The sequence below is a fragment of the Streptomyces sp. LZ34 genome (assembly GCF_053890475.1).
In genome coordinates this window covers 1,902,360-1,920,264 of the sequence record NZ_CM132680.1, presented here as the reverse complement: position 1 = coordinate 1,920,264, position 17,905 = coordinate 1,902,360, and the positions used below count along the sequence as shown (strand labels likewise).

The 17,905-nt window shown below is 74.5% G+C and carries 7 protein-coding genes; 5 read left to right on the top strand and 2 right to left on the bottom strand.

Annotated features, from left to right (window positions below):
* Positions 1-117 precede the first annotated feature (117 nt).
* Positions 118-1,536, top strand: coding sequence for a hypothetical protein (locus ACWY4P_RS06765; protein WP_456209220.1), 1,419 nt, complete (start codon positions 118-120; stop codon positions 1,534-1,536).
* Positions 1,537-1,544: 8 nt separating this feature from the next.
* Positions 1,545-6,131: an FtsK/SpoIIIE domain-containing protein gene (locus ACWY4P_RS06760; RefSeq protein ID WP_456209219.1), complete on the top strand. Its 4,587-nt coding sequence runs from the start codon at positions 1,545-1,547 to the stop codon at positions 6,129-6,131.
* A 68-nt stretch (positions 6,132-6,199) separates the two neighbouring features.
* On the opposite strand, the gene ACWY4P_RS06755 is transcribed toward ACWY4P_RS06760, so the two are convergent.
* Positions 6,200-6,505: a hypothetical protein gene (locus tag ACWY4P_RS06755; protein WP_456209218.1), complete on the bottom strand. Its 306-nt coding sequence runs from the start codon at positions 6,503-6,505 to the stop codon at positions 6,200-6,202.
* Positions 6,506-6,524: 19 nt separating this feature from the next.
* Positions 6,525-7,514: a hypothetical protein gene (locus ACWY4P_RS06750; RefSeq protein WP_456209217.1), complete on the bottom strand. Its 990-nt coding sequence runs from the start codon at positions 7,512-7,514 to the stop codon at positions 6,525-6,527.
* A 204-nt stretch (positions 7,515-7,718) separates the two neighbouring features.
* Between ACWY4P_RS06750 and ACWY4P_RS06745 the strand changes: the two genes are divergently transcribed.
* From ACWY4P_RS06745 to ACWY4P_RS06735, 3 genes are read left to right on the top strand one after another with little or no spacing between them, the layout of a single operon-like run.
* Entirely contained in the window at positions 7,719-13,898 is a 6,180-nt protein-coding gene (locus ACWY4P_RS06745; protein WP_456209216.1) for a putative T7SS-secreted protein, read from the top strand.
* Positions 13,895-16,690: a right-handed parallel beta-helix repeat-containing protein gene (locus ACWY4P_RS06740; protein ID WP_456209215.1), complete on the top strand. Its 2,796-nt coding sequence runs from the start codon at positions 13,895-13,897 to the stop codon at positions 16,688-16,690. The genes ACWY4P_RS06745 and ACWY4P_RS06740 overlap by 4 nt, the downstream gene beginning before the upstream one ends.
* A 47-nt stretch (positions 16,691-16,737) precedes the next feature.
* Positions 16,738-17,835, top strand: a complete 1,098-nt coding sequence (locus ACWY4P_RS06735) for a hypothetical protein (RefSeq protein WP_456209214.1) — start codon at positions 16,738-16,740, stop codon at positions 17,833-17,835.
* The last annotated feature ends 70 nt before the right edge of the window (positions 17,836-17,905 follow it).

Genomic DNA, 17,905 nt, shown 5'->3' with positions numbered 1-17,905 from the left:
CTCCGGTCTCCGCGCCGTATGGTGGTTCGGTGACAGGGCATCACATGCCATTCAGCGTTCGCTTCCCCGACCCGTCCCCAGCGTGAGGTTCCGGTGTACACACGGCTCGCTCTCGGCATGCCCGATCGTGCCTCCTGGCTGATCCTCCTCGGCTTCCTCGCCGCTTTCACTCTGCTGGTGTGGCTGAGCGCGCGGTTGATCAGAGCCCAGGGCGGCTTCCGCCGCACCTGCCGCCGTATCGTCTGGGAAGCGCGGATGACGCGCCGGGCGTTTGCCGAACCCTTCCGCGTCTTCCGGCGCCACCGCCGCTGGGCCCGGATCCTCTCCGGCTATCTCGCCGACCCCGCCGCGCCCGGCACCGCGCTCGCCGCGCTCGACCACGCCGACTCCACCACGGATGACGGCTGTTACGCCCTGGCGGTCCAGCTGAGCCCGGCCCGCGACCGGGTCCGCGTCACCCTGGCCGGGCGCGACCCGCTGCCCCCCACCGGGCCCTGGCAGAAGGCCACCGCCGAACCGGGGGAGTGGTCCTGGTCGGCCCCGGCCACCTCCGTCGCCCCGTCCGATGGCCCGGAACGCCTGCTCCTCGCCGTCGGCGTCGACCGACGGCTGCCCGGTGCCGTCCTCGTGGACTGGATGCGCGGCCCCGCCGCCCTCGCGGTCGAAGGCGACCCGCACGCCGCGCGGGGCGTGCTGCAGGCCCTGGCCGCGCAGATCGATCACCTGCCGGACGGCCCGCCGGTCCATGTGGCCCGCGGCGTGCACCCCCGCCACTCCGGCCCCGACCTCGACACCCTCCTCGACACCCACTTCGCCCCCCTTCCCGACGGCGTGTTCGCCGAGGCCCCGGCGACACCGGTCGTCGTGTGCTGGTCCCCGACCCCGGAGCAGGCCACCCGGCTCTCCGGACTCGGCGCCGACGGCCGCCTCCGGACCCTCGTCGGCGGCCGTGTCCCCGGCGCCTGCTGGACGCTCCACGCCGAGCCCGGCGGCCGCCTCCTGGCCCCAGGCCTCCACCTCGATCTGGAGTCCGCCGCCCTGCCCCGGGCCATCGCCCGCACCATCCGCCGCGACCGTCGGCGGCCGCCCGCCGGGACCGCCGTCCTGGGCCCGGGTCCGGCCGGGCCGGCCACCGTGGCTCCCGGGCCCGGCACCGGGACCGCGGAGCCGCGGGACGCGGCGGTCCCGGTCCACGAGGCCTTCGCCGACGCCGACTTCGCGGCGGACTTCGAGACGGATGTCGCAGCGGACTTCGCGGAGCCCGCCCCGAAGACGGCCCCCGCCCCGAAGACGGCCCCTTCCTCGTCTCCGTCCGGCAGCCGGGCCGCCGAGGCGGGACCGGCCCCGGTCCCGGGCCCGCGCGGCGAATCCGGCCTCGCCGAGCCCGACCTCACCGAGCCGGACCCGGCCCGGCCCGAAGGCCCCGGGGACGACGGCGACCTTGCCGAGCCCGCTCCCGCCGTGCCGCCGTCGCGGTCCGGCGGCATCTCCGCCGCATCCGGCACGACAAACGAACGGACCTCTTCGCAGCCGTGAGACTTTTTGTGAGCGTTGCCGACAGCGACGTCATGCTCGATGCGAGCGGTGCCACCACCGCGCGGGCCGTCGCCGTCCGGCTGGCCGAGATGGGCCACGCCACGGGCCCCCAGGGCGCCGAGCTGTTCCTCGGAGACCGGCCGCTGCCCGCCGAGCTGCCGTTGGCGGCGGCCGGAGTTCGGGACGGCGCCCGGCTGGGGCTCGGGGCTCCGGCGCCGGGGGACGGGGGTGCGTACGGGCCCGGGCGCGAGGAGCTCCCGCCGCCCTCGCGGTCCGCCGACGGCGAGCGGTTGCCGCGCGGCCCCCAGGTCGAGCTACAGCTCGTGGGCGGGCGCGGCGCGGGGCGCGTATGGCTGCTGCGGCCCGGTACGTACACGGTGGGCCCGGAGCCCGGCAGCGCGGTGCGGCTGGAAGGCCGCGACGTACCGCCCGAGGGGATCCGGGTGACGGTCCGCCCCGACGGCGGCGTGCTGCTGAACACTGGTCAGGCGGGCCCCGCCGTGGCGCTGTCGGTGCCCGAGCCGCCCCCGGAGCGGCCGCGCGCCGACGCCGTCCCACTGCCGCCCGCACCGCCGCCCCCGCTGCCGGACCCGGACGCCGACCGGCACGAGCCGGTGCCGCGCGGCTGGACACAGTGGCCGCTGGACGGCGAGCTGGTCCTCGGGGAGTACCTGCTGCGGGTCGCGGAGCCCACCGAGGCCGACGCGGCGGTGACGGTGTCGGCCGACGGCGCGTATCTGGACTTCAACCGGCCGCCGAGGATCATCCCGCCGCTGACCCCGGAGCGGTTTGTGCTGCCCGCCCCGCCGACCCCGCCGTCGCGGCGGTCGATCCCGGTGCTGGTGGTCGTGGCGCCGATGTTCCTCGGCATCGCCATGGTGACGTTCCTCGGGTCGTACTTCTATCTGATGTTCGCGGTCTTCAGCCCGTTCCTGGCCATCGCGAACTATGTGACCACCCGCCGCAGCGGCAAGCGCGAGTACCTGGCCGGCGTGGCGAGTTACCGCGCGCGCCGCGCCTCACTGGAGGCCGACGTACGGGAGAAGGTCGAGCGCGAGCGGCGGCTGAGGGTCGCCTCGGGGCCCGATCCGGCCACCACCGGGCTGTGGGCGGTCGGGCCGGGCACCAGGCTGTGGGAGCGGCGGCGCGGCCACCCGGACCATCTGGCGCTGCGGGTGGGGACGGTCGGCCAGTCCTCACTGCTGACCATCGACGACAGCTCCCGCGAGGACAACCACCGCTCGGTGAACTGGCGGATCCCGGACATGCCGGTCCAGGTGGACCTGTGCGCCGACGGCGTGGTCGGCATCGCGGGGGAGCGGGAAGCGGCCCGGGCGCTGGCCCGCTGGGCGGTGGCGCAGGCGGCGGTGTTGCACAGCCCCCGGGACGTACGGGTGACCGTGCTGACGGACATGGCGGGGGCCTCCGCCTGGGAGTGGATGCGCTGGCTGCCGCACGCCCGCCCGGGCCGCGGCGGGGTGGCGGCGGCGCGCTCCGGCGGCCCGTCGGTGACGGTCGGCAACGACCCGGAGACCGTCGCCAACCGGGTCTCCGAGCTGGTCTCGGCCATCCGGTCGAGGATGCGGGCCCGGGACTCCGCGATGAGCGGTGCCCTGCTGAGCGAGCCGGACCTGGTGGTGGTGCTCGACGGGGCGCGGCGGCTGCGCGATGTGCCCGGAGTGGTCCAGGTGCTCAAGGAGGGCCCGTCGGTACGGGTGTTCCTGATCTGCCTGGACCAGGAGGAGCGGATGCTTCCCGAGGAGTGCGTCACGGTCTGCGCGGTGGGCGCGCGCGAGCTGACGGTGCGCCGCACCGGAAGCGCCGATGTGACCGGCATCCGCCCCGACCAGGTGGACACCGAGTGGTGCGAGCGGATCGCCCGCGCGCTGGCGGCCGTACGGGACGTCACACCGGACGGCTCGGACGGCCTGCCGGACCAGGTGCGGCTGCTCGGGCTGCTGGACCTGGAGCCGCCGAGGGCCGAGGAGCTGGTCCGCCGCTGGGGCAAGCGGCCGGCGTCCACCGGGGCGCTGCTGGGCGTCGGCTACACCGGACCGGTCAGCTTCGACCTGGTCAAGGACGGCCCGCACGGGCTGATCGCGGGCACCACGGGCGCCGGCAAGTCGGAGCTGCTCCAGACGCTGGTGGCCTCGCTGGCGGCGGTCAACCGGCCGGACGAGATGACGTTCGTCCTGGTCGACTACAAGGGCGGCAGCGCCTTCAAGGACTGCGTACGGCTGCCGCATGTGCTCGGCATGGTCACCGACCTCGACAGCCATCTGGTGGAGCGGGCCCTGGCCTCGCTGACCGCCGAGCTGGTCCGGCGTGAGCGGGTGCTGGTGGAGGCCGGGGCGAAGGACCACGGCGAGTACCGGACGATGCGGCGGCGCGATCCGGCGCTGCCCCCGCTGCCCCGGCTGCTGCTGGTCATCGACGAGTTCGCGACGCTGGCGCGCGACGTCCAGGAGTTCATCCCCGGGCTGGTCGGCATCGCCCAGCGCGGCCGCTCCCTCGGGCTGCATCTGCTGCTGGCCACGCAGCGGCCCGCCGGCGTGATCACCGCCGACATCCGGGCCAACACCAACCTGCGGATCGCGCTGCGCGTCACCGACGCGATGGACAGCCAGGACGTGCTGGAGGTCAACGACGCGGTGACGATCTCCGGCGCCACCCCGGGCCGGGCCCTGGCCCGGACCGGCCACCGCTCGGTGCTGCCGTTCCAGACGGCCTTCGTGGGCGCCCCGCGCCTGGACGAGGCCCCCGGGCCCGCCCCGGCCGAGGCGCCCGAAGCCATGGTCTGGGCCGCCGAGCTGACCTGGTCGCTGCTGGGCCGTACGGCGGCCGAACCGGGCCCCGCGCACGAGGCCGAGGACGAGCTGCCGCCGCTGGGCGCCGATGATGTGCCCACCGATCTGACCGCGCTCGTGGAATCCGTACGGGAGGCCGCCGCCTCGCTCGCCATCGCGCCGCAGCCCAGCCCGTGGCTGCCCCCGCTGCCGCAGACGATCACCCTGGAGGAGCTTCCGGCCCGGCCCGGCCGGCCGGGCGGCGGGCTCGCGCCGGTGCCCTGGGCGCTGGCCGACCTGCCGGGCGCCCAGCGCCAGGAGCCGCTGGAGCTGGACCTCTCCCGCTTCGGGCACCTCTACATCATCGGGACGCCGCGCTCGGGCCGCTCCCAGGCGCTGCGGACCATCGCGGGCGCGCTGGCCCGCCGCCACTCCTGCGCCGACGTCCACCTCTACGGCATCGACGCGGCCGGCGGCGCACTGGCGGCGCTGAGCGAACTGCCGCACTGCGGCGCGGTGGTGCCCCGGGCCGACCTGGAGCGGCTGAACCGGCTGCTGGCGCGGCTCATCGCCGAGATGGGGCGCCGGCAGGAGCTGCTGACCTCGCACGGCGCGGCGAACCTGGCCGAACTGCGCTCCCTGCTGCCGCCCGCCGAGCGCCCCGCCCACACGGTGCTGCTCATCGACGGCTGGGACTCGCTGACCGCGCTGCTCGGCGACCACGACGGCGGACGGCCGGTGCAGGAGCTCACCGCGCTGATCCGCGAGGGCGCCCCGATGGGCCTGCATGTGATCGCCACCTCCGAACGCGCCCTGCTGTCCGGCAAGGTGGCGTCGCTGAACGACGAGCGGCTGCTGCTGCGGCTGACCGACCGCAGCGAGTACATGCTGGCGCAGATCCCGGCCAAGCAGATCCCGGCCGTGGTGCCGCAGGGGCGCGGCTGGCGCGGCGGCAGCGCCACCGAGGTGCAGGTGGCCATGTTGAGCGCGGTGGGCGCCGGGCGCGACCAGGCGGAGGCGCTGCGGCGGATCGGCGCCGAGGCCGCCCGCCGGGACCGCGAGGTGCCCGCCGCGCTGCGCCCGGTGAAGGTGGCGAGCCTGCCGAAGCGGGTGACGTTCACCGACGCCTACGAGAAGGTGCCCGCCGGTTCGCGCCGCCCGCTGTGGGGGCTGCTCGGGGTGGGCGGCGACGACCTCGGCCCGGTCGGGGTGGACTTCGCGGCGGACGCCCCGTCGTTCATGATCAGTGGGCCGCCCGGGGCGGGCCGCTCCACGGCGCTGGCGAGCCTCGCGGTGTCGCTGCTGGCGGGCGGGGCACGGGTGGTCGCGCTCACCCCGCGCGAGTCGCCGCTGCGGGGCCTGGGCAGGCATCCGCGGGCTCAGGTCATCGAGACGCCCGACCCGGGCGCGGACGAGGTGCGGCAGGCGCTGGAGGCCGAGGCGGGCCCTGTGGTGGTGCTGGTGGACGACGCGGACCTGCTGGCGCAGATGCCGTCCGCCGACTCGGTGCTGCGGGAGATCGCCGCCACCGGCCGGGACCGCGGCCAGGGGCTCGCGGTGGCGGCCACCGCCGAGACCCTCACCTCCGCGGGCATCGGCTGGCTCGGCCAGGTCCGCCGGGTCCGCAAGGGGCTGCTGCTGTCCCCGCAGTCGCCGGGCGAGGGGGATCTGCTGGGGGTGCGGGTCCCGTACGACCTGCTGCGCGGGCGGCCGGTCCCGGGGCGCGGGCTGACCGTCGACCCGGTCACCGGGGCGCTGGTGTCGGTGCTGGTCCCCGAGACGGTGCTGCGGTCGGACGGCATGGACTGACCCGGCTGACCGGCTCCCGCTCCGATGCGTTCCGGAGCGGGAGCTCGGCCCCCTGTTCACGGCCCGGGTCAGGCGTTGTTGGTGCTGGCGGCGATGTCCTTGTCCATCTGCTCGACGGACTCCTTGATCTTGGTGAACTGGGTGGCGAAGCTGTTGATGCTCTCCACCGCCTGCTGCAGCGAGGCCGTCAGCTTCTCGTAGGAGGCCTTCATCGCCGGGCTGCTCTGCTGCATGAACAGGCCGTTGTCCAAGAGCCCCTCCACCGAGGTCTTGGTGGACAGCAGATGCGGGTTGATGTCGTTGACGGCCTGGTTCATGACCCCGGAGACGCGCATGATCTCGGCGTAGTCGAGGTTGATGTTGCCTGCGGGCATGGTGTCTTTCCTGCCTTGTCTAGTCGTCTTCCTTGGGGACCCAGCCGGTGTTCTGGTTCGCGTGGTCGCTGGTCCACTCCTCCTTGCGGCCGTCCGTCTCCACCGTCCGGGTGCCGCTGCCGTCCTCGTGGACCTCGATGGTCTCGATCACTTCGTGGCCGTTCACATCGACCGAGGACGTGGTCGTGCCGTGCACGGTCTGTTCGTTGCCGTCGCCGTCGGGACCGACGGTGGTGTAGGTCGTGGTGGAGTCCCGGTGGCCGGTGGCGGTGTTGTAGTCCGAGGTGGTGGTGCCGGTGGTGGTGGACTGCTTGCCGTCCGGGGTCTTGGTGGTGCTGCTGAAGGTGTCCTTGGTGTTGCGGTGGTCCCCCGACTCGGTCGTCTGCGAGGTGCCCGTCGTGGTGGTGACGTTGCCGTAGACATCGGTGGCGGTCGAGTCGTAGGTGCCGTCGGGGTGGTAGTTGGTGGTGTCGGTGGAGGTGAGCCCGCTGCTGGTGGTGATCGTCGTAGTGATCTTGGTGGGCTTGCCGTCCGGGCCGTACTCGTAGGTCGTCGTGGTGGTGTTGCCGTTGCCGTCGGTGGTCGTCCACTGACTCTCGCGCTCGCCCGGCGGCTTCGGCGCGTGCGGGTCGTTCGGATCGACGTACCCCTTGGCGACGGCCTCCTGCCAGTCGTCCCAGATCTCCTTCTGCGTGCGGTAGAGATCCGCGGCCAGCGACGCCTCCTGCTTGCTGGCCTCCCCGGCCAGCCGGAAGTCCCAGTCCGCCCAGCCTTTCGCGACGCCCTCGTACAGGTTGTGAAGCTTCTCCAGCTTCTCCTCGGAGCGCTTGAACGAGCCCTTCCAGACCGAGTAGTACGCCTGGATGGCGGTGGAGACGCCGCCCGCGCCCACCTGTTCGGCGGTGTAGTCCTGCTTGCTCTCCCGGGCCTGCTGCACCTGCTCCTTGAGGCTGCTGGCCTTCAGTGCGACCTGATTGAGCAGCTCGTAGTCGACAACGATGTCCGGCACGGTCCCCCCTGGGTTCGCTCGGTACGGGCTCACTGCTCCACCGTGACCAACGGCCCGAAAGTGCGGTCCGGTTCAGGGATTAACCGGACCTGACGTACCGTTCATTCCGGTGAACCGCTTTCGTCTGTTGGTGCGTCAGGCAAGTGTAGGCGCCCGCCGGAGCGGGGCCCGTACAACAGGTAGACGTCAGGGGGGAGGAAGGGCGTGCCGACCCGTCCCGGCGACTGGAGCGCGCTCGGTCTCGGCGGTGACCCGGTCCCGGGTGACCCCACCACGCTGAACACCATCGCCGACACCATGCGCGACCTGGCGACCTCCGCCGGGGTCATCAACAACGGGCTGCGCGAACTGCAGAACACCGCGGGCGACGGACAGCGGTTCATCGGCGTCACCGCCGACCGGCTGCGCGAGATGGTGGACAGCCACCTGTACAACTTCGTCGGCCATGTCGAGGAGTCCTTCCACAAGGCCGAGGCGGCCATCCGCGCCTACGCGACCGCCGTCGAGACCGCTCAGGGCGAGGCCGACCAGGCGCTCTCCGCCGTCCAGGGGCTGGCCGAGGACGACCCGCAGCGGCAGCAGCTCACCCAGCGCGCCGAGGACGCCCGCTCCGACCTCTCCGCCGCCGCGGGCGAGCTGCGCCGCCAACTCCACGACGCGGGCGCGATGATGGTGCAGCCGGTCAGCGACTGTGACCTGTTCTGGGAGGCGTTCCAGTGGCTGACCATCATCATCTCCGTGATCGCGGTCTTCACCGGTGGCATCCTCGGCATCCTCGCCTGGGGCATGAACGCCGCCCTGCTCATCAAGACCATCGTGGACTTCAGCCAGGGCAAGGCCAGCGGGCTCGAACTCGGCCTGGCCTTCCTCGGCGTGCTCTTCCCCACCACCAAGGCCATCAACGTCGGCGCCATCCTCAAGGGCCTCGGCAACGGCCTCAAGAGCGGCATCAGCGGCCTCACCGGCGCGGGCCGTGGCATTTTCGGCCAGATCAGCCACTTCTCCTCGCTCACCGGGCTGCCCAAGATCGTCGTGGCCCCGATGGTGATCGGCGCCCATCTCGCCCCGCTGGTCAAAATCGACGTCATCGCGCTGGGCAAGGGCTTCGGCAACGCCCTGCGCGGCGGCTGGAACAGCGCGATCGGCGCGATCGGCAGCGACTGGGCGCGCGTCACCGCCTCCGCGACCGGCGGCTGGGCCAAGGCGGGCGCCTACTCGCTGGCGAACCTACAGCGGCTCGCGCGGCTCGGCGCCGCCACCCTCCTCCCGCTGAACTTCACCGAACTCGGCGTCCTCGGCATCGGCGGCGCCGCCCGGCTCGCCTTCGGCGAGCGCGTCCTCGGCATCGCCCAGCCCGAGTTGCACGCCCTGCTCGCGGGCGCCGGGCGTATGGACGCGGCCCTGCACGGCATCCCTCCGGTGGGGACCGGCTCCGGTGCCCTGGTGCCCACCGGCCTCATCCGGCCACCCGGCGCGTTCCTGCCGGGGGGCGGCCTCCACCTGGGCGGCCTCGGTACGGGCACCCTGGGAGCCGTACCGCTGACCCCGCTGACTGAGCTGCCCACCGTCAACCTGGGCGCCCTGACCCCACAGGGGCTCGGCGGCGCGTCCCACGGCCTGACCACCGTGCCGCTGCCGCACGGGATGACCACCAGCCCGGGTGGCCTGGTCGTCCCGGCCGCCCACGCGGCCCCCGGCGGCCAGGCCCTCCAGACGCTCCACCAGATGGACTTCGCCGCGGGCCAGGTGCGGCTGGACAACAATCTGCTGCTCCCCGGCCACACTGCCATCGACCTGCTGCGCGATGCGCACACCCCGTCCCCGGTGTCCCACACCGCCCAGGAGTCCGTCCCCGGCGTCGCCTCGGCCGGCGGTGTCTCCGACGGGGTCACCATGGCCCGCGGCGCGGTGGGACACGCCGAGGCGCTGCACGATCTGACCTTCCCTGAGCTGAATGCCCTCGCCCACGGAGATGTCGCCGTCACCGCCATCCGGGGCGACGGCATCACCCTGCGGATCGGCGACGCGGCCCCTCGGACCGTCGACGCGCACGCAGTCGCCGGCACCGCCCCGGTCCCCACCGGCGCGGCGGCGGCGTCCCCGCCTGTGGGGGTTGTCGGCGGTGCCGCGCCGGGGGCCCCGGCGCACATGGCGCATGGGGGTGCGGCGGCTGTTTCCCCGCCTGTGGGGGTCGTCGGCAGCCCCGCGCCGGGGGCTCCGGCGCACGCGCCGTTGGGTGCGGGGGCACATGGCCCGGCTCCGGCGGTCCATGCCGGCCCGGGCGGCCACGCGGTCCCGGGTACGCCCGCGCAGGCGGGCGCGGCGTCGGCCGCGGCGCCCGCGGGGGTCGTCGGCAGTCCCGTGCCGGGCGCCCCGGCGCACGCGCCACCGGTCGGTGCGGGGGCACACGGCCCGGTTCCGGCGACTCACGTCGGCCCGGGCAGCCACGCGGTCCCGGGTACGCCCGCGCAGGCGGGCGCGGCGTCGGCCGCGGCGCCCGCGGGGGTCGTCGGCAGTCCCGTGCCCGGCGTCCCGGCGCACGCACCGGTGGGCGCGGGGGCGCATGGTACGGCTCCGGCGACCCATGCCGACCCGGGCACGCCCGCCCATGCGGGCGCGGCGAGCGCGGTGCCGGGCGGCCCGGTTCACTCGGGAGCCGTCGCGCCGCCGCCGGGCAGCCCGGCGGCGGCCGCCGCGCCTCCGGGCGCCCCCGGGCGCGGCGGACCGGCCGGTGCGGGCGCCGCCGCGCCGCCGGGCGCCGCCGTCCGTGCCCCGGAGCCGTTGTCGGCCGCCGCCGCGCATGACCTGGCCATGGACCTGCTGCGCGGCGAGCGCGCCGCGCCACCGCCGTCCGCGGCGGGTGGCCTCAGCGCGCGGTCGGCGCCGCCGGCCGGCGGAGTGTCCGCGCGGGGCCCGCTCGACGCCGCCGGGAGCGGGGGTGCCAAGGCGACGGGGGACGCGCTGGACCTCGTCGCGCACCCCGGCCGCCCGCCCGAGACCGCCCCGCACAGTGGGCTCCCCAAGACGGGCGAGACGGCGGTGCAGCCGCCCCCGCCGTACCGGGAGGCGACGGCGGCCGATATGCCGCCGTCGTACGCCCCGCCGTCCCCGGGCAAGGGCCGGTTCGGCGGGCTGTCTCCCATGGCCGCGATCAACCAGCGCATCCGGGAGAGCCACCAGCTCATCATGGGCGGCACCAGCGGCTCCGAGGCCGCCGCGCGGCTCAACGCGTGGGCGTCGTACGAGCGCGCCCTGTCCGACCTGGCCACCGCCGAGCGGCAGGTGGAGCTGACCACGCCCCCGCCGGGGCAGGGCGGCTCCCGGGGGCCGTCCGCCGCCCAGCTCAGCGCGCTGGACGGGCTCGGCGCGGCCCGCGCGCGCGTCGACGCGGCCGAGTCCCGGCTGGACGGGCTGGGCATCGACCCGCAGCGTACACACCGGCAAATGCGGGCCATCACCGGCCGGATGTTCCAGGAGCGGGGCGGACTGCCGGGCGGCGCCCGGCACTCGCCCTCCCCGTCCGACGCCTCCATGGGTGACACGCCGCCGCCGTCCCCTGAGACCCAGGCCATGGACGACGTGGACGACGCCATGGACGATGTCATGGACGACATCACCGACGCCACGGACCCGGGCACTCCACGCGGCAGCGCGCCGGACCGGACCCCCGAGCCGAGCGCGATGGACGTGGACCCGCCCCCGGCCGGCCACGCCGTCACCGCCCCGACCGGCGGCTCCCATGTCTGGCCCCCGTCCGGCACCGTGCCGGGCGGCGCCCCGGCGAACACCATGGTGAACGACGCCTTCCTGCAGCTGACGAACGGCGGCCACGCGGGCATGACGGGCGCGGACTACATGACCTGGGTCCGCGCCATCGAGACCCAGCCGCGCGAGCTCGGCTTCGTGGTCACGGCGATCGTCCGGTTCGACCAGCTCGGCGACGGCCTTCAGGGCTTCCTGAACGCCCTTACCCACCAACTCAACGGCTTCGACGGCCGGATCGGCGTGGTGATCGGGGTCAACGGCTCCCACGCCCAACTGCCCGCGATCCGCCAGGCCATCGCGAACGCCCTCGGCCAGACCACCTTCGGGCATCCGCTGGCCCTGGTGGCCACACCGCTCGGTCCGTACCCGGCCGGCCACTTCACCTACGGGACGGCGCGCAACCTCACCCTCGACAGCGAGGCCACCCGCCACATGGTCCGCTCGATGATGGCCGACAACCTGCACCCGTACCACTCGATCATGGACTTCGACAACTACCCCCACCTGGTTCCCGGCGACCAACACGTCTTCCAGTACTGGGAGGGCGCTCTGAGGGTCGTGGAGGACGGATACGAGGTGGGCAACCCGATGCGGCCGCTGATGATGGCGGGCGGCTACCGGGTGCCCGAGCCACCGCCCGTCGGCAGCGTCGACCGACTGATCGACGACACCCGGGCCAGGCTCGACGGCGAGACGCTGAAGGAGCGGAAGAACGCCAGACCCCCGCTGGAGGACATGCGGCTGGAATTCGTCCGCAGGATCGAGCAGGACATGCGGATCCGCGACCGGCTCACCGGCCTCCACCCGCAGCTGCCGTACGCCCCCGAGCCCAACCTCTTCGTGGACGCCGCCGCGACCCTGCTCACCGACGATCTGATCCGGGTGAGGTTCGGTCTCGGCGGGGCCGAGTTCGGCGAGCTGAGCGAACGGCTCAACCGGCTGAACGCCTGGGAGCTCGACCAGTCGCTGCGCACCCCCTCGGCGGACATCGGGGCTCAGACGCTCGATGAGCTGCGCACCCTGCGCGAGGTGCACGCCAAGAACAACACCTTGCCGCACCGGGGCGTGTCGTATCTGACCAAGTTCCAGGAGGCGTCCACCGAGACCGACCTGTCCCGGCTGATGAAGTCCTGGTACAAGGACGGCAAGCTGCCGCAGGACCACGCGGGTCTCAAGAACCCCCTCGACCGGCTGTTCAGCCGCGATGCGCTCGGCGCGGGCCAGAACAGCCAGGCCGCCCGCGAGGGCATCGAGCTGAAGCCGCTCCGCGACTCCTTCAAACAGACCATCAGGGAAGGCAATTGGAACGACCCCCTGTGGCCGATCCACCACCCGCCCGGCGAACTGCCCAGCACCCGGATCGCCGCCGACCTGTCGGCGGCGCTGGACGACAGCCTGGGCATCGTGGGCAAGAACCGGGTGGGTCTCGCGGTGTCCGCCCCGATGCCAGGCGGCGGGCCGCGGCTGTTCGCGGGCATCGACCCCGAGCAGATGCGGCTTGCCGCGCAGTCCCTCGCGCTCACCCACGACGAGGGCTATCTCGCCCGTCATCTGTCCTACTTCAACCGTGAACACCTGGCGCGCGGACAGCTCCCCACGCCCCCCGGCACCTTCTTCCACGCCCTTGAGCAGGCGGCCATCATCTCCGGGGACTCCTCGTTGCACCCGCTCCAGATGATGCGCAACCTGGTCGGGCGCGCCTTCCAGGACCTGCGCCAGGGCGGCGCCAACTCGCTCGGCCGGATGCTGGACCAGATCAACGGCGCCGGCATCGACGTCGAGGATTTCTTCCCACGGCTGGTGAACGGCAGGCTGCACCCGTCGAAGACCAATTTCCAGACGTTCTGCGGCACGGACGGCACCCTTCCCGTCGACCCGGCCCGGCACGTCCTGCTGACCCAGTACGCGGCGGCGCTCGGCCGGGACATCCGGGTCACCGGCGGGGACGGAACGACCTTCACGGTCGAGGCCGTCGGGGTCACGGCCAGAAACCGCCGACCGCCGCTGCACCTCACCTGGGACTCCAGCTACGACGGCAGCGGCTGGTCGGCGCTCGTCCCCGACCAGCCACCCACGAAGCGCGGGGGCGGCCGGCGCGGCGCCGCGGGCGGGCAGGACGGCGGGAATGTGCCCGTCCCGAAGGGCAAACGCCCACGCGGCGCGGACGCCTCGGGGTCCGTCGACGCACCCGGGCCGGCCAAGCGCCCCCGCGCCACCCAGGACGGCTCCGCCGACGCCGCGCCTACGGGCAAGGGGAAGGGCAAGGGCAAGGCGCGGGCTTCCCGAGCCCCCGCGCAGCCCGCCCCGCCCGTCCCGCAACTCCCGCAGCTCCCGTCCCCCGTTGGCCAGCCCGACCCGGCCGCATTGGCCACCGCCGAGCAGGCCGTCGCGGACGCCGGCACGGCTCTGCGCCGGGCGTCCGAGTGGCGCCAGACGGTCGCGGCGCGTACCGGCCGGACGGCCGGGGGCAGTTCCGGGCCGAGCGAGCTCGAACGCGCCATCGCCGACGAGGCACACGCCTTGGCCAGGCTCCAGGAGGCCCGGACGAACCTGGACCGGCTTGAGCACCGAGGCCCTCAAAACCCCCGGCCGCCCGGCCCGTTCGGAGGTAGCGCATGACGTCCATCGGCCTCGACGCCCCGGTGCGCCTGGTCTCGGCGCAAGGACACCGGCCCTACCGGACCATCGCCGCGGCGCTGCGGGACGCGGCGGACGGCGACGAGATCCGTATCGCCCCCGGCCGCTACGAGGAGAATGTACGCGTCGCCGGACACGTGACGCTCACCGCGGCGGACCCGGACGGCGACGACACGCCCGCGGCCGACGGTCCGCCGCCGGGCGCCACCGTGACGCTCGCCGCGCCCGCCCCCGGCCGGCCCGCCCTGGAGGTGCTGCCCGGCGCGCGGCCGACGCTGCGCGGGGTGACCGTGCGCGGCGCGGCCGCGGACCAGCCCGCCGCCCTGCTCGCGGGCGGCGCCACCGACTGGACGGGCGGCGGGGTGCGGCACGGGCGGCTGGAGGTGCGCGGCGACGCCGCGCTGCGGATGGCCGACGCAGTGCTGTCCGGCGCCGCGCTGGCCGGGGTGCTGCTGCGCACCACGGGCACCGTCCGGCTCACCGGCTGCCTGGTGGCGGACACCGACGGCACGGGACTGGTGGTCGGCGGCACCACGCGCGTGGAGCTGGTGCGCACCGAGATCCGGGCCGCGGCAGGCTCCGGCGTACGGCTGCGCGAGGACGCCCGCGCGGTGCTGCGCGGCTGCCTGGTCGACCGCCCCGGCCGCAGCGGACTGCTCACCGAGGACCGGGCCGCCGCGCTGCTGACGGACTGCCGGATCCGGGACAGCGGGGGTGAGGCGGTCCGCGCGCTGGGCAGCTCACCGCTGCCGGAGCCCGAACCCCCTGAAGCCACCGCCGCCACGGACACCGGTGACGCCAACGACGCCGGCGACGCCACCGGCGGTGTCGTGCTGCGCGGCTGCGAGCTGACCGGCCCGGCGGCCGACGCGATCGGCGTCACCGGCCCCGCGCAGCTTCGGGTCACCGCGTCCGCGCTGCGCGACTGCGCGGGCTCCGGCGTGGCGGCGGGCGACGGCGCCCGGGTGCGGCTGGCCGCCGTCACGGTCGTACGCACCGGGGCCACGGCGCTCGGCGCGCACGGCTCCGCCCGGCTGACCGCGTGCGAGGTGACCGTACGGGACTCGGCCGCCAACGGGCTGCTGGCCACCGGCACCGCAGCCGTCGACCTCAACGACAGCGAGCTGACCGGCTGCCGTTACAGCGCCGTACACCTCGGCGAGCGGACAACGGTCTCGCTCACCCGGGTGCGGGCGGGCGGCACCCCCGAGCACGGGGTGCACGCCGTCGACGAGGCCGCCGTGACGCTCACCGACACCCGCCTCACCGACTGCGGCATGTCGGGCCTGGACCTGGCCGGCGCGGCCCGCGCCGCGGCCTCCGGGCTCGCCGTGACCCGCTGTCTGAGCGGCATCACGGCCGGGGCGGGCGGTCCGCTGCGGCTCACCGACTGCGAGGTGAGCGACGCCGAGCGGGCCGGAATCACCCTCGGCCCCGGCGACGCCGAGGTGTCCGGCGGCCGGATCCTGCGGCCGGGCACCGCGGGCCTGGTGTTCATCACGGGCGCCACCGCGCGGGTCACCGACACCGAGATCCGCGAGGCGACCGGCTCCGGACTGGTCGTGGCGGGCGAGGCCGCGCCGCGGGTGACCGGCGTACGGATCGTCCGGCCCGGCAAGAACGGCCTGATCCTGGACGGGGGCGGCGCCGGGGTCTTCGAGGACCTGGACATCGTCCGGCCCGGCTTCCCGGCGGTGCATCTGGCCGACCGGGCCGCGCCCGTGCTGCGCCGGATCCGGGTCCGGGACGCCGCGGAGGACCTGAGCGCCGAGCCCGGGGCCCGGCCGGAGGTGGTGGACTGCGTCTCGGTCCGGGTGAAGTCCGCGCGGTGGCCCGCGCCGGAGACCGCCGAGGGCGCGCCGGGGCCGAAGCCGGCGGGGCCCGGGGCCGGGCAGGCCTCCGGGGCCGAGGGGGCCTCCGCGCCGGAGGAGTCCCCCGCCTCGGAGGACACCCTGGAGGAGCTGCTCGGCGAACTCGACCGGCTGGTCGGCCTGGCCCGGGTCAAGCAGGACGTCGCGTCGCTGGTCAAGCTGATGCGTACGGTCCAGCGCCGGGAGAGCGCCGGGCTCGCGGCCCCGCCGCTGAGCCGCCATCTGGTGTTCGCGGGCAACCCGGGCACCGGCAAGACCACCGTCGCCCGGCTGTACGGCCGGATCCTGGCCGCCGTGGGGCTGCTGGAGCGCGGCCATCTGGTGGAGGCCGACCGCTCCTCGCTGGTGGGCGAGTACGTCGGCCACACCGGTCCCAAGACACAGCGGGTGTTCCAGGAGGCCATGGGCGGAGTGCTGTTCATCGACGAGGCGTACTCGCTGGCCCCGGCGCAGGGCGGGGGCGGCAACGACTTCGCGCAGGAGGCCATCGCCACCCTGGTCAAGCTGATGGAGGACCACCGGGACTCGGTGGTGGTCATCGTGGCGGGCTATCCGAACGAGATGGAGCACTTCATCGACTCCAACCCCGGCCTGTCCTCCCGCTTCAACCGCACCCTGATGTTCGAGGACTACGACACCGAGGAACTGCTGCGCATCGTGGAGCGGCACGCCGTCTCGCACCAGTACGATCTGACCGACGCCGCCCGCACCTCCCTCACGGGCTACTTCGAACTCCTGCCCAGAGACGGCCGGTTCGGCAACGGCCGCTCCGCCCGACAGGTGTTCCAGGCCATGACGGAGCGCCAGGCGTACCGGGTGTCGGAGATCGAAACCCCCTCGGAGAGCGAGCTGATGACGCTCTCCGAACTCGATGTGCCCGAGCTGCCGGAGCCACCGCGGTGACCGCGGCACCCCGATCGACGAACAACAGCTCTCAGAAGGAGGCCGCGGTGTCCGAGCCGAGCCGCGAGAAACAGGGCACGACACAGGACAGGGATCGGACGGCGCAGCGCGGGTTCGCGGACACCTTCGCCCGGCGGACCCGGGTGCCGCTGCGCGGTCTGGCGCCGGGCCGCCGGGTGTGGACCACGGTGGTCGGGCTGCCGGTGACCGCCGGTCTTGCGGTCGGCGCCGTGGTGCTGGTCTCCACGGGCGTGTCCCAGCTGCGATTCGAAGCTGACGAGAACACCGCCACCGACACCGCCAAGACCGTCGCCGCGCGGCACACGGCCACGGACCGGGCCAAGGGCACCTCCTCCTCCCCGAAGCCGGGCGGCGGGGCCAAGGACGGCGGCGAGGCACCCTCCACCGGCGACAAGGGCGCCCCGGGCGGGACCAACGGCGGGAGCGGCTCCGGGGGTGGCAGTGGAAGCGGCAGTGGTGGTGGCGGTGGCGGCGGCAACGACACGGGGGCGCCGTCCTCCTCCGGGGGCGACGGTTCCGGCGGGTCGAAGGGCGGCGGCGCCGACACCCCGGCCACGAGCGGCGGCGGTGGCGGGGGCGGGGCGCCCAAGTCTTCGGGCAGCAAGGTGATCTACACCGACTATGCCGGGCCGAGCTGCCCGACCCCGCCGCGGGGCGGCTACTACGAGCAGAACCGCTTCACCGACGGCGACGGCGGCTGGTACTCGCTCGGCGGTGGCGGCTATGTGGGCCACGGCTGCAACGGCGTGTTCGCCTCCGTGCCGATGTCCGGCGACGCGGCCAAGGACGCCAACAGCCGCGTGATGTGGTGGTGGGAGCCGGGCACCTCGGCCAAGAGCTGCCAGCTGTCGGTGTATGTCCCCAAGGGCCCCAACGACCGCGATGTCGCCGGCCACCCCACCATGTACCACGTCCTCACCGACCCCTTCGACCGGACCACGAAGTACGACGCCTTCACCATCAACCAGGCCGGCCACCGCGGCCAGTGGGTGAACGCGGGCAGCTTCGCGGTGAAGCAGGGCAAGATCGGCATCAAGCTGCTCGACCGCGGTGACGACTGGTCGGCCGGCTGGAACCTGGCCCATCACGCGGCCGCCCAGATGAAGGTCACCTGCCGGACCTGACCCCTCCCGGCTCGGAGGGGTCGTCCGGCCGTCGCCTCACTACGGCTGTTCGGCGGGCGAGGATTCATGG

Bases quoted from the DNA above. Each gene is read 5' to 3' on its own strand.
- ACWY4P_RS06740 (WP_456209215.1), top strand. From the start codon at position 13,895: ATGACGTCCATCGGCCTCGACGCCCCGGTGCGCCTGGTCTCGGCGCAA.
- ACWY4P_RS06765 (WP_456209220.1), top strand. From the start codon at position 118: ATGCCCGATCGTGCCTCCTGGCTGATCCTCCTCGGCTTCCTCGCCGCT.
- ACWY4P_RS06755 (WP_456209218.1), bottom strand. From the start codon at position 6,505: ATGCCCGCAGGCAACATCAACCTCGACTACGCCGAGATCATGCGCGTC.